The organism is Streptomyces sp. C1-1, from assembly GCF_050214755.1.
Taxonomy (GTDB): Bacteria; Actinomycetota; Actinomycetes; order Streptomycetales; family Streptomycetaceae; genus Streptomyces.
In genome coordinates this window covers 8178205-8191433 of sequence record NZ_CP189826.1, presented here as the reverse complement: position 1 = coordinate 8191433, position 13229 = coordinate 8178205, and the positions used below count along the sequence as shown (strand labels likewise).

General features: G+C 73.4%; 9 protein-coding genes. 6 read left to right on the top strand and 3 right to left on the bottom strand.

The genetic code is table 11. From position 1 onward, the window contains the following. The first annotated feature begins 12 nt into the window (after nt 1-12). Entirely contained in the window at nt 13-2172 is a 2160-nt protein-coding gene (locus ACQF4J_RS37270; RefSeq protein WP_351571349.1) for an MMPL family transporter, read from the top strand. On the opposite strand, the gene ACQF4J_RS37265 is transcribed toward ACQF4J_RS37270, so the two are convergent. Both ACQF4J_RS37265 and fmt read right to left on the bottom strand, forming a co-directional pair. Then, complete coding sequence (locus ACQF4J_RS37265) at nt 2153-3580, bottom strand: RsmB/NOP family class I SAM-dependent RNA methyltransferase (protein ID WP_427167758.1); 1428 nt, start codon at nt 3578-3580, stop codon at nt 2153-2155. The two genes, ACQF4J_RS37270 and ACQF4J_RS37265, sit on opposite strands and share 20 nt — an antisense overlap. Before the next feature lie 67 nt (nt 3581-3647). Further along, nucleotides 3648-4580: a methionyl-tRNA formyltransferase gene (fmt, locus tag ACQF4J_RS37260; RefSeq protein WP_351571355.1), complete on the bottom strand. Its 933-nt coding sequence runs from the start codon at nt 4578-4580 to the stop codon at nt 3648-3650. A gap of 275 nt (nt 4581-4855) precedes the next feature. On the opposite strand from fmt, the gene ACQF4J_RS37255 reads away from it, so the two are divergent. Continuing rightward, nucleotides 4856-5398, top strand: coding sequence for a hypothetical protein (locus ACQF4J_RS37255; protein ID WP_351571358.1), 543 nt, complete (start codon nt 4856-4858; stop codon nt 5396-5398). A gap of 266 nt (nt 5399-5664) precedes the next feature. Here ACQF4J_RS37255 and ACQF4J_RS37250 read toward each other — a convergent pair whose 3' ends face one another. Next, complete coding sequence (locus tag ACQF4J_RS37250) at nt 5665-7824, bottom strand: primosomal protein N' (RefSeq protein WP_427167757.1); 2160 nt, start codon at nt 7822-7824, stop codon at nt 5665-5667. Nucleotides 7825-8113: 289 nt separating this feature from the next. On the opposite strand from ACQF4J_RS37250, the gene ACQF4J_RS37245 reads away from it, so the two are divergent. The 4 genes from ACQF4J_RS37245 to ACQF4J_RS37230 are packed head-to-tail and all read left to right on the top strand — an operon-like array spanning nt 8114 to nt 13216. Beyond that, on the top strand, nt 8114-9430 hold the full coding sequence (locus tag ACQF4J_RS37245; protein ID WP_427167756.1) for a helix-turn-helix domain-containing protein: 1317 nt from the start codon (nt 8114-8116) through the stop codon (nt 9428-9430). Nucleotides 9431-9477: 47 nt separating this feature from the next. Continuing rightward, the gene (locus ACQF4J_RS37240) at nt 9478-10155 is read left to right on the top strand and encodes a toll/interleukin-1 receptor domain-containing protein (protein ID WP_351571367.1); all 678 of its coding nucleotides are present in this window, start codon (nt 9478-9480) and stop codon (nt 10153-10155) included. After that, nucleotides 10152-12140 (top strand): hypothetical protein, encoded by a 1989-nt coding sequence (locus tag ACQF4J_RS37235; protein WP_427167755.1) that lies wholly within the window; start codon nt 10152-10154, stop codon nt 12138-12140. Before ACQF4J_RS37240 ends, ACQF4J_RS37235 begins: the two co-directional genes overlap by 4 nt. Further along, nucleotides 12137-13216, top strand: coding sequence for a hypothetical protein (locus tag ACQF4J_RS37230; RefSeq protein WP_427167754.1), 1080 nt, complete (start codon nt 12137-12139; stop codon nt 13214-13216). The genes ACQF4J_RS37235 and ACQF4J_RS37230 overlap by 4 nt, the downstream gene beginning before the upstream one ends. The last annotated feature ends 13 nt before the right edge of the window (nt 13217-13229 follow it).

The following is a 13229-nucleotide window of genomic DNA, read 5'->3' as shown; positions in this document are numbered from 1 at the left end:
ACGGGGGTCGCAATGAGGCAGCTGTACGCCTGGAAGCGGAACGCCATCCGGTTCGTGTGCGGCCGGCGCTCGAAGTGGCTGATCGTGATCCTGTGGCTGGTGGTCCTGGTGATCGCGGCCCCGTTCGGTTCGAAGCTCAACAGTGCTCAGGACAACGACGCTCAGTCCTGGCTGCCCGGTTCCGCCGAGTCCACGCAGGTTCTGAACGCCTCCGAGCACTTCAGGCCCGAGCAGATCCCCGCGGTGGTCGTCTACGCCCGCGCGGACGGGCTGACGCTCCGCGACCGGCAGCAGATCGCCCAGGACGTCCAGCAGATCAAGACGCTGCGCGCCCACGGCATCCGCGGCGCCGAGACCCGCGGCCCCGTCTACGACCGCGCGGCCGCACCGCGCGCCGCCCAGATCTATGTGCCCATCACCATGGACGCGCAGGGCTGGCAGCGCATCGCGCCGGCGGTGGACTCGATCCGCGAACAGGTGGGCAGGGGCGGCGGCGGGCTCGTGGTCCACATCACCGGGCCGGGCGGCACGTCCGCCGACTTCTCCAAGGCCTTCGAGGGCATCGACTCGACGCTGCTGTTCTCGGCGATGGCCATCGTCATCGTGATTCTGCTGTTCACCTACCGCAGTCCGACGCTGCTGTTCGTGCCGCTGCTCGGGGTGGTGGCGGCCCTGTTCACGGCACAGGCGCTGATCTATCTGCTCGCCAAACACGCGGGCCTGACCGTCAACGGCCAGAGCGCGGGCATCCTGACGGTCCTCGTCTTCGGCGCGGGCACCGACTACGCGCTGCTGCTCGTCGCCCGCTACCGGGAGGAGCTGCGCCGGCACACGGACCGCCACGAGGCGATGGAACTCGCCATGAACCGGGCCGGCCCCGCGGTCCTCGCCTCGGGCGCCACCGTCGTGCTGAGCATGCTGGTGCTCCTGGTCGCCGAGATGAACTCCACCCGGGGCCTGGGGCCGGTGGCCGCCATCGGCGTCACGGTCGCGCTGCTGGCCATGCTCACCCTCTTCCCGGCCCTGCTGCTGATCTTCGGCCGGTGGATCTTCTGGCCCGCGATCCCGCACTACGGCTCGGCCGATCCCACCGAGCGGGGCATCTGGGCCCGCATGGGCCGCCGTATCGCCGTGCGCCCGCGGCTGATCTGGGGCATCACCACCGCGGTGCTGGTCGCGCTGTCGATGGGCCTGCTCCAGTTGCGCGCGGACGGGATCGCCAACGCGGACGCCTTCACCAACACCCCGGACTCCATCACCGGACAGAAGGTCTCCGCACGCTACTTCCCGGCGGGCACGGGCGATCCGCTCGTGATCGTCGCCAACCGGGCGCAGGCCGAGCAGGTGGGCCGCGCGATCGCCGCGGACCGCGGTGTCGTCCCGCAGAGCATCGGCATACCGCCCGGCGCGGCGCCCGAGCACAACGGCCAGGTGCTGCTGGAGGCGACCATGCGGGCGCCCTCCGACAGCGACGCGGCCAAGGCGACCGTGGAGCGGGTGCGCGACGCGGTGCACGCCGTGCCCGGCGCGAACGCCCTGGTGGGCGGCGGCACGGCGGCGCTGCTGGACATGGAGAACGCCCAGGTCCACGACAACTACCTGGTCATTCCGCTCGTCCTGGCCGTCGTCCTGCTGGTGCTGTGCCTCCTGCTGCGCGCGCTGGTGGCCCCGCTGCTGCTGATCGCGACGGTGTGCCTGTCACTGGCCACGGCGCTGGGGCTGAGCGCCCTGGTGTTCCGGCACGTCTTCGACTACGCGGGCGAGGACGTGGCCTTCCCGCTCTTCGTCTTCGTCTTCCTGGTGGCGCTCGGCATCGACTACAACATCTTCCTGACCACCCGTATCCGCGAGGAGGCCGTGCGCCAGGGCACGCGCCCGGGCGTGGTCACGGGTCTCGCCGCCACCGGCGCGGTGATCACCTCGGCGGGCCTGGTTCTCGCGGGCACCTTCGCCGCGCTCGGCACGCTGCCCATGGTGGGCTTCGCCGAGATCGGCTTCGCGGTGGCGCTGGGCGTGCTGCTGGACACGTTCGTGGTGCGTTCGGTGCTGGTGACGTCGCTCTTCCTGGACGTGGGCAAGAAGGTGTGGTGGCCGCACCACCTGTCACACGCCGACGGAGGGAGCCGCACGCCCGAGGGGGTCGGCACCAGAGTCAGCCAGTCCTCCGAATGAGCGCCAGATACATGGCGTCGGTCCCGTGCAGGTGCGGCCACAGCTGTACGTCGGGACCCGCGCCGAGGTCCGGCACGCCCGGCAACAGCGGCCGGGCGTCGAGGAGTTCGGCCTCCGGGCGCTGCTTGAGCACGTCGTCGACGACGGCCCTGGTCTCGGCGAGGTGCGGCGAGCAGGTGGCGTAGCCGACCACGCCGCCGACGCGTACGGCGTCCAGGGCGGAGTGCAGCAGGGCCCGCTGCAGGGGCGCGAAGCCCTCCAGGTCCTCGGGGCGACGCCGCCAGCGCGCCTCCGGCCGCCGCCTGAGGGCGCCGAGCCCGGTGCAGGGCACGTCCATCAGCACGCGGTCGAAGGAGCCGGGCCGCCACGGCGGGCGGGTCCCGTCGGCGGCGATGACCTGGTACGGGCCGGGATTGCCGCTGAGTGCCTTGGCCACCAGGCCGGCCCGGTGCGGCTGCTTCTCGGAGGCGAGCAGCACGGCCCCCCGCGCGGCGGCCAGGGCCGCCAGCAGCGCGGCCTTGCCGCCCGGCCCCGCGCACCCGTCGAGCCACCTCTCGTCGGGCCCGTCCAACGGCGCGTTGGCCAGTGCGAGCGCGACGAGCTGGCTGCCCTCGTCCTGCACGCCGGCCCGTCCCTCCCGCACGGCCTCGATGGCCCCGGGCTCGCCGCCCTCGGTCAGCCGCACGGCGTACGGCGACCAGCGTCCCGGCACCGCGGCCTTCTCGTCGAGCAGCTCCTCGGTCGTGGCCCGGCCGGGGCGCGCCACGAGTGTCACCTCGGGCCGCTCGTTGTCGGCCGCCAGCAGCTTCTCGATGCCGGCGCGGCCGCCGCCGAGGGAGTCCCACAGGGCGGAGACCACCCAGCGCGGATGCGAGTGCACGACGGCGAGATGGTCCTCGGGGTCCTCGTCGTAGCTCGGCGCGACCTTCGCGATCCAACCGTCGAGGTCGTCCTGGGCGACCTTGCGCAGCACGGCGTTGACGAACTTGGCCCGCCCGTCGCCGAGCACGACCCGCGCGAGCTCCACGGAGGCGGAGACGGCGGCGTGCGTCGGGATGCGCGTGCCCAGCAGCTGGTGCGCGCCCAGGCTGAGCACGTCGAGCACCGGCGGATCGACCTCGCGCAGCGGCCGGTCGACACAGGCGGCGATGACCGCGTCGTACGTCCCCTGCCGGCGCAGCGTCCCGTAGACCAGTTCGGTCGCGAGCGCCGCGTCCCGCGCGTCGAACCTGTCGGGTCCCTCCTTCTCCCGCGCCTTGCGCAGCAGCGGCGGCAGGACGAGGTTGGCGTAGGCGTCCCGCTCGTCCACGGCCCTCAGCGCCTCGAAGGCGAGGATGCGGACGGGGTCCTTCTTGGGCCGCCGATACGGCTTGCCGGGCTTGTGGGGCCGACGGGGGGTGTCGCTCACGAAAAAGGTGCTCCGGAGGTGAGATCAGGGAAATACGTCCCCAGCGTACGTCGCCCGGGCCCGCCGGTTACCCGCCGAGGCCCTCGCCGTCGGCGATGCGCACCCCGCGGGCCCAGTCGGCGGCCCGCATCGGCTTCTTGCCCTGGGCCTGCACCCAGAGCAGCTCGACGGCGTACGAGCCGGTGCCGACGTGCACGCTGTTCTTGCCGACGGCCATCTGCGCGGGCGCGAGGTCGGTGCGCTCCGGCACGGGCGTGACCTGGATGAGCTTGAGCCGCTCGCCCCGGAAGACGGTCCAGGCACCGGGCGCGGGGGTGCAGCCGCGCACGAGCCGGTCGACCCGCAACGCCGGTGCGTGCCAGTCCACCTGGGCGTCCTCGACGGTGATCTTCGGGGCCAGGGAGATGCCGTCGGCCGGCTGCGGCACGGCCTTCAGCGTGCCGTCCTCGATGCCGTCCATGGTCGCGGCGAGCAGGCCGGCGCCGGCGAAGGCGAGGCGGGTGAGCAGGTCGCCGCTGGTGTCGGTGGGCCGGATCTCCTCCGTGACGGTGCCGTAGACGGGCCCGGAGTCCAGCCCCTCCTCGATCAGGAAGGTCGAGGCGCCCGTGATCTCGTCCCCGGCCATGAGGGAGTGCTGCACCGGCGCCGCGCCCCGCCAGGCGGGCAGCAGCGAGAAGTGCAGGTTGACCCAGCCGTGGGCGGGGACGTCGAGGGCGACGCGCGGCAGGAGCGCGCCGTAGGCCACCACGGGACAGCAGTCGGGCGCGATCTCCCGGAGCCGGTCCAGGAACTCCGGGTCCCGGGGCTTGACCGGCTTCAGCACCTCGATGCCGGCTTCCTCCGCCCGCTGCGCCACGGGCGACGCGACCAGCCGGCGCCCCCGTCCCGCCGGCGCGTCGGGCCGCGTGACGACGGCGGCCACCTCGTGCCGCCCGGAGGCGATCAGAGCGTCCAGGGCGGGAACGGCGACCTCGGGGGTCCCGGCGAAGACGAGCTTCATGGGTGGGTTCGGGCCTCTCGGGGAGCGGGTTGCGGGCAGCGACCCAGTCTATGACCTCACGGCCGACCGGAAACGGCTGGTGCGGGCGGGAGAACGGCCGGGCCCACGACCGGCGGCCGAGGCGCGCCGTCCTCCACCGGGGCGCACGAATATGCCCACACGCCCCCAGTGCGTGACCCGCGGAGCGTTGCCGCGTTGGTCAAGAAAGAGTTGACCACAATGGGCCGCTTCAGCGCGGCCCGATCCTTTTCAACGCCGGTTCGAGAGGCTTGTTCATGGCCGACCATGCAACCCACGACGCCCAGGCTCGGGCCAGCCTGCACTTGCTGGTGCGGGACATCGAGCGGGTCCGCCGGCAGGTGGACGCACTGCGCACGCTCACCGCCCAGTTGGGCAACGTCTACCGCCCGCGCCGCTCCGGTCCCTCCACGGGCTTCGTCGTCTACGGACGCGCCCCCGCCCCGACCGTCCGTCTCGCCCAGGAACTTCGGGACAGTGTCGAGACCCTGGTGACGGCCGCGGTCGACTTCGACCGCTCTCTCGGTTTCTCGTGGGACGCGGTGGGTTCCGCACTCGGCGTCACCAAGCAGGCGGTGCACCGCCGTTACGGCGCCCGTCGCGCCGCGGCCCAGGCCGCCGCCGAGGCCGAGCGCACGGCCGAGCCGTCGGAAAGCAGGGCGGTCGCCGTGAACACCGGCATCCCCACGGTGCCGTCGGTCCCCGCCGCCCGCGCCATGCCCACCCAGCCGACGGCGGGCAGCCCCGCCCTCCGCGAGGAGGCCAGACCCACTGCCTTCCCCGGCCCACGCAACGGCTGAACCACCTCACCTCCTGCCCCCCCGGCGACCATGCGCATCCGGGAGGGCAGACGCATGCGCAGACGCATGCCGGGATGCGGCCGTCCGCGTCACGGCGCGCCCGTCGGCCACGAGGCAGCCGCCTGGGCCGCCGGGACAGTCCGCCCTCCGGGCGGGCCGACGGCCGCCGGTCTGGAACGACGGCAGCCTCGCATGCCGCCGCTCGCCCTGCGCGCGGGCCGACGGCGACCGGTCCGCCGCCCCGCAGGCCGCCCCCTGGTTGTGCGTCAGCCGATGTCCGGTGGGTCGATGCGCACCCGGACCGCCGTCTCCCCGGCCGCGGCGCCGCGCGCCATCCGTGCCGCCTGTGCGGACTTCAGCGCCGATGCCAGCGCGGCTCCGCTGCCGGGCGGTACCCGCACCAGCGCCCGCTCCCAGTGCTCACCGGGAGGCGGTGCCCCCACCCGCCGCGGCCCGCCCGCCGACGTGACCGGCAGCGGAACGGGCCCCAGCACCTGGGCCTCCGGCGGCAGTTCGGCCGTACGCAGGAACTCGGTGACCGCCTCCCCCGTCCCCGACACGGCCGCCATCCGCGACACGGGCGGGAAGCCCAGCTCGGTCCGCTCGCCGAGCTCCCGCACCGCGTGTCCGACGGGATCCCACCGCACCAGCGCCTGCACGGGTCGCAGCGTCGGCTCGGCGACGACGACCACGGTGCCGCCGGCGCCCTGCGGCCGGACGAGCGCGGCGGCCGCGATCCACCGCCGCAGCGCGTCCTCGCCCGCCCGCAGGTCGGGCCGCCCGAGCATCGCCCAGCCGTCCAGCAGCAGCGCCGCCGCATAACCGCCCTCGGCGACCGGCTCGGCGCCCGGTGTGCTGACGACCAGCGCCGGCGCGCCCGGCACGGTGTCCAGCACATGCTCACGCCCCGAGGTCCGCACGGGAACGGCGGGGAAGGCCCGCCCCAGCTCCTCGGCCGTCCGGCGGGCCCCCACGACCTGCGCCCGCAGCCGGAATCCGCCGCACTCCGGGCAGTGCCAGCCGCTCTCCTCGCGCCCGCACCACCCGCACCGCAGCGCCGCCCGCGACTCCTGCCCCTCCAACGGCCCCGAGCAGTGCCGGCACCGGGCGGGCGCACGGCAGTCGGCGCACGCCATGCGCGGCACGTATCCCCGCCGGGGCACCTGCACGAGCACCGGCCCGTGGCGCAGCCCCTCCCGGACGGCCTGCCAGGCGAGGGTCGGCAGCCGGGCGGCCCGGGCGGCCTCGTCGCGCGCGAGATCGCCGTCCCCCACGGTCCGCACGAGCGGCGCGAGAGCCCGCACCTGCTCCCGCGCGGCGACGAGCGGCCGTGCCCAGCCGCTCTCGACGAGCTGGGCCGCCTCCACGGTGCAGCTCCAACCGCCCAGCAAGAAGGCGCACTTGTCCTGCGCGGCCCGCAACAGCAGCACCTCGCGCGCATGCGGCTGAGGGGCGTGCGGTTCGCTGTGGCTGTCGTCGCCGTCGTCCCAGACGGCCACGAGCCCGAGGTCCTGGACGGGCGCGAACATGGCGGCCCGGGTCCCGACGACGGCCCGTACGGACCCGCGCCGCACCGCCAGCCACTGGCGGTACCGCTTCTCGGGCCCGGCGTCGGCGGTGAGCACCGCGTGCCGCCCCTCCCCCAGCAGGGCGGTCAGCGCGGCGTCGACGCGCGCGACGGCCCGCCCGTCCGGCAGGACGACGAGTGCCCCGCGCCCCGAGGCCAGCGTCGCCACGACGGCTCGCGCGATCTCCTCGCTCCACCCGGGCCCCGGCAGCGCGTTCCACACGGCACGTGGGGCTCCGCCGGACGCCAGCGACTCCAGGAACGCGGCCCCTCGCTCGTACCGCGCCCAGGGCCCCGTCTCCGGCGCGCCGGGCGGCGGCAGCGGGTCGGGCGAGGGCCGCTGCTCGGCCCGGGCGCTGCGCGGCGGCACGGCGAGCTGCAGCACGTCGGCGAGGCTGCCCGCGTACCGGTCGGCGACCGCCCGCGCGAGCCCCAGCAGCTCCTCGCTCAGCACCGGCTCGGGCGACACGACCTGGGCGAGCGCGGCCAACGGCCCCGAGTAGTCGGACTCGGCGCGCCGCTCGATCAGGAACCCGTCGATCAGCCCGCCGCCCTCACGGCGCCCCTCCCGCACCCGGTGCCGCCCGGCCCCGAACCTCACCCGCACCCGCACACCGGGCTGCGCGTCGGCATCGAGCTCCTCCGGCACCGCGTAGTCGAAGTACCGGTCGAGATGCAGCACGCCCTTGTCGACCAGCACCCGCGCGACCGGCAGCTCCCCGGCCAGCGCGGCACCCCGCCAGGTCCGCGGCTTGGCCCGCGGCTCCCTGGCCTTGCGCACACTCTCCCTGATGAGCGCAAGCTGCTCCGGCGGCGCACCCTCGCCGCCACCGCCCCCCGAACCGTTCTCGCTGCTCACGCTTGCATTCTTCCAAACGCCACTGACAAACGACGGCGTCCGATCCCCCGAAGACCCCGCCCGCGGATCATCGGCGCGCCGCCCGGCAAGTCCGCGCTCCCGGCCATTTCCCCGGCCGATCCGGCCTCCCTGGCCGTCCGCAGGCTTGCCATGGGCCCGGGGCCCGGTATCAGAAGTGGAAACGGGAAACACCGCCGACCGCCTTGCCCGCCCCACGACGCCTGGCGACGCTGAAACGCGACGACGGACGGCCCGGAGCACCGGCGGCGTCGGCATGAGGGGGGTTCACATGCTGGAGCGGCCATGTCTCTTCGGGGCCGAACTGCGCCGGCTGCGCATCGCCGCCGGGCTCACGCTGACGCGGTTCGCCGCCACGGTGCACTACAGCAAGGGGCAGATCAGCAAGGTCGAGACAGGCCGCAAACGGCCGACGACCGAGTTCGCCCGCCTGTGCGACGCGGCCCTGGGGGCCGGTGGTGCGCTGGCGGCTCTCGTCCCCGCGGGCCCGGGACGCCGTCCGTCCGCACAGCCGCCCGTTCCCGACCAGGCAGGAGCCATGCGCACAGACTCCCCCAACCATCCGGACGACGCTCAGTGGTCCCCGCCGACGCGTCGGCAGCTGATGGCGGCGGGCGCGGTGTCGGTGTTCGGCATCGCGGCCTCCGCTCCCGCCACCACCACAGCCGTCCAGCCCGAGTCCTCCGGTCAACCGCTGGTCGACGCCTACCGCGGGCTGTTCGACGCGTACCGCCGCATCGGCCAGTTGTCCCCGCCGCAGTCCGTTCTGCCGACGCTCGTCGAACAGACCGGCGCCTTGCGTTCGCTGGCGGTGCACACCGGGGGCGACACGGGGCGCGGGCTGCTCGCCCTGGCCGCGCGCTTCGCCGAGTTCACCGGCTGGATGGCCCAGGAAGCGGGTGACGACGTGGCCGCGGCCCACTGGACGGCTCATGCCGTGGACATCGCCGAGGCCGCGGGCGACGGGCACCTGGCGTCGTACGCGCTGGTCCGCCAAGCCCTGATCACCTACTACCGGGGCGAGGGCGCGGACACGGTCGCGCTCGCGGAGGGCGCGCTGGGCGGGAGGCTGCCGCCGCGCATCCGGGCGCTGGCGGCTCAGCGCGCGGCGCAAGGACACGCCCTGGACGGGGACCACGACGCCTGCATGCGCCTGCTCGAACGCGCCCGCGTCCTCTTCGGCCGGGCCGCCGCGGAGGAGCCCGCCTCCGACGCCCCGGTACTCGGCCCCACGCACCTGCGCGACCCCGTCGCCATGGTGACCGGCTGGTGCCTGCTGGACCTGGGCCGGCCACGGGAGGCCGCCGAGGTCCTCGACGCCGAGTACGCCCGGCTCGCCCCGGACGCCCTGCGCACCCGACGCCGCTACGGCGCCCGAAGGGCGCTGGCCCACGCCGTCGCCGGAGAGATCGGGCACGCCTGCGAACTGACGATTGATCTGCTGGAGCACACCGCGGGCGTGGGCTCGCAGACCGTCACGGCCGACCTGCGCCGCCTCGCCCGTGTCCTCTCCCGGCATCCGCGCCACCCCGCGTGCCGCGCCCTGGCGCCCTCGCTCACCGCCGCGCTCACACCGCAGGCGCTCTGACCCGCATCCGCTCCCTCGCAGCCGTCCGACAGAGAGGTCGCTCCGCCATGCCCGAAATCTTCATCAACTACCGCACGAACGACGGCGAACAGGCCGCCACGACCCTCGACAACGCCCTGCGCGCCCGCTTCGGCGACGAGCACGTCTACCGTGCCAGCCGGTCCATCGCCCCGGGCGACAAGTTCGACGACCACCTCCTCGGCAACGCGCGCAGCAGCTCCGTCCTGCTCGCCCTGATCGGCGACCGCTGGCTCGGCCACCCCCGGCTCGGGATCGAGGGCGACTGGGTCACGAAGGAGATCCTGGAGTCGTACCGCTGCCACCGGCGCGTCATCCCGGTCCTCGTCGGCCGCCGCACCGAACGGCCGGCGCGCAACGAGCTGCCCGACGCGATGATGTGGCTGGCGGACTGCCAGACCCTCCGCTACGACCACCAGAACGACGAGTCCGATCTCAAACGCATCGGCGACTCCCTGGCCGACCTGGTCCCCGCCCTCGCCGCCGCGGACCGCACGGCGACCGAGCCCGAACCGCCCGAGCCGGCCCCGGCGACGGGCGACACCTACCGGACCGACATGGGCGGGAACAACGGAAAGATCCACATCGGCCCCACGCACCACGTCGACCAGTCCGGCCCCGGCGCGAACTACACGGCCGGAAATCACCAGGGCGACATCAGCCACACCTTCGGCCCGATACCCCCGGCCCAGGACGACAGGCGATGACCGACGCGCCCGATCCCCCCGGTGCGGGCGGCACCGGTGACTACTACAACACCACGTTCCATTTCCACGGGAGCGAGCCCCCGCCGGATTTCATGTCGGCGCGGAACACCCCGCCCCGCCAGGTGGCCGACCAGCAACTGAGCCGCCTCCAGCAGCGGTTCGCCAGGCCGACGGGCATCAACGACGCCTACGACACCCTGGAACGCCACAACATCGTGTTCCTGTACGGCACTCCCGGGAACGGCAGAACCACGGCCGCCCGGGTCCTGCTGCGAGAACTGCCGCGCGGTTCGGGCGTCTACCAGGAACTCACTCCCGATGCGGACGGCCAGTCACCCGAACCGCTCACCCCGGAACTCATCGGGGAAGGGGACCGGATGCTGCTGGACCTGTCGGATGCCAAGGAGGACGTGTGGACGCGCTGCCACGACCGGTTCCCCGGCTTTCACAAGGTTCTCCTGGACAAGCGGTCGTTCCTCGCCGTGGTCCTGCCGCATGCGCACGCCGACGGGTTGAGCCCCGACTTCGCGGCGTACCGCAAACCCGTCAACCGCCCCGACGACCTCGAAGTGATCGCTCGGCACCTGCGCCTGCGGGGCGTCGATCCCGGGAGCCTTTGGCAGGCGCCGAAGGAACTGACCGACTACCTCACCGAAAAGCCGCCCATGCGGGAGCTGGCGAGCACGGCGGACATCATCGTGGACGCCTGTCGGACTGCGAAGCCGGAGGATTCCTTCGCGGACTGGTGCCGGCAGGCCATCGCCGCCGCGACGATCCGGGCCGAGGAGGTGAACGACTTCCTCCCGGATCTGCGGGCGGGCTCCCAGCGGGCCCTGCTGCTGTCGGTCGCCATGCTGCACGGCGCGCCCGCCGACCTGATTCACCGGGCGGCGGCGATTCTCCGCGGGAGCCTGCGGATCGCGGGCGACGACCGTCCACTGCTGGAGCACGAGAGTCTGACGGAGCGCCTGCGCGAGGTGGGTGCCTCCCGGAACGACGAGGCCCGCGTCCACTTCGACAAGCTGCGCTACGACCACGCCGTACGCCACTTCTTCTGGCGGAACATGCCCGACCTGCGCAGACCGCTGCGCGACTGGGTGGAGCAGGTGCTGGCTCTGCCCCAGTTCCCCGAGGAGGGGCGGAAGGACGTCGTCGTACGGCTGGCGGAGCTGTGCGCGCTGACGGAGGACGCGGACAGACTGGCCGAACCGGCCCGGGACTGGGCACTGCGGTACGGCGACCCGGCGCGCCTGCGTGCCGCGGCCGACTGGCTCGGCTGGGGTGTGCGCCACGAGGACGAGCCGACGAGCCGGCACTTCCGCCAGGCGATCTACAGCTGGGCGATCCGGCCCGTCGAACCGGATCTGCGCCGGGTGTTGACCGAGGTGTGCGTGAACGTCATGGCGTCCACGCATCCGGAACAGGCCGTCGTCAGGCTGCACCACCTCGCCCGCAGGGAGCCCTTCGACGAGGGAAGCGCAAAGAACTCGGCCCGGCACGTGCTGCTGAGACTGGTCGAGATGGATACGCGCCTGCGGCTCCATCTCCTCTACCGGCTGGCCTTCATGCCACGGCAGAGGCGACCGGGGCGGCAACGGGCGCTCGACGCCTGGCTCTTCCTCGGCCTGCTCACCATGCCCAGCCGACCGGAACACATCTTTCTCCAGCTGTCCTCCACCCGGCTGTGGCTCTCGATGTGCTGGATCGACGTGCTGTGGGGGTTCAGCAGCAGGAGCTGGCTCCCGCATGTGCAGCGGTGGATGACCACTACGGACGCGGCCGACGACCCCGAACTCGTCCACCTCGCCCTGGACGTCCTCGTCGACGCCGCCGCCGAGAACTATCCCGCCCTCCGCCAGATCTATCTGACGGCACGCAAGTCCCTGTCCGCCGAGAAGACCGAGTGGCTGCTGTCCCGTATCGAAGAGGCGCAGCGCAGGCGTCCGCCACGGCGGGCCGATCCCGAGAAGGAGACCCGGACATGAGTTCCGCCCAGAAGACCGTCTCCGTCTTCATGGCTCTGATCAGCGCCATGCTCGTGCTGATCCTCGGTCTGTACACGGGCTGGCCCGCGTGGGCGTGGCCGCTCACCGTGATCCTGCTGGGGGCCGCGTGGGCGGGCGTCACGTTCGCGACGCTGCGTACGAACCGTGGCAGGCCGCTGTCCGAGACGGTCACCGCGCCACCGGTGCCCGAGGTCGAGCGCCGTGAACTGCCGGTCGAGGACATCGCGCTGCCCAGCGCCCTGGCGGACTACGACTTCCTGTTCTCGGCGACGATCCGCTGGTGCCCCGAGAAGCCGTACGCGCAGGAGACCGGCACGCACCACGGTGGCCTCGCGCTGCAGGCGATCGTGGAACGGGCCGGTGCGGTGACGCTGGCCCACCAGCCGCTGCGCAGTTCGCTGATCCAGCAGGAACTGAGCGGGGCGCTGGCGGAGATGCTGCCCGATCGTGGCGGCCGTATCCGGGCCATGGCCCTCGATGTCGTCCTGCGGCTGTCGGAGGACGACCAGCGCCGCCTGGACCGGCTGGCCGCCATCCGCAAGGACGAGGAGCTCTGGGAGCACGAGCGGAAACAGGAGAAGAGCAAGCGCGACTACCTGGGCCACGACGTGCTCCAGAACACCGGACGCGCGGTCGTGTGGTGGCTGGCCCGCAACGACGAGAAGGTCGAGCGGACCGTCAACGACATCGGCCTGCTGGCGCAGCTCACCTCGGCCGCCAACAACGAACAGGTGGCCGAGCCGTTCCGGCATCTCGTCCCCGGCGCCGCCGTCGAGGAGGCGGCCGAGGTCGTCAGGGACCCGGCGGACCTGTTCACCGAGTTCATGCGGCAGATGGGCTTCAAGCCCGGTGACGACGCGTGCGTGATGGTCGCCGATCAGGTCGCGAGGGCCATCAAGGACAAGGACGCGGACACGGCGGAGGAGATCCGGACACGTTTCGCCCCGCCTGAGGAGTCCCCTGAGGAGTCCCGTGAGGAGTCCGCTGACCTGTCCCCGGACCAGGGCACGGTGGGGGAAGAGGGCGGGGACGGGGGCGACGGCACCGAGGAGTAGCCAGGAGGCGGCC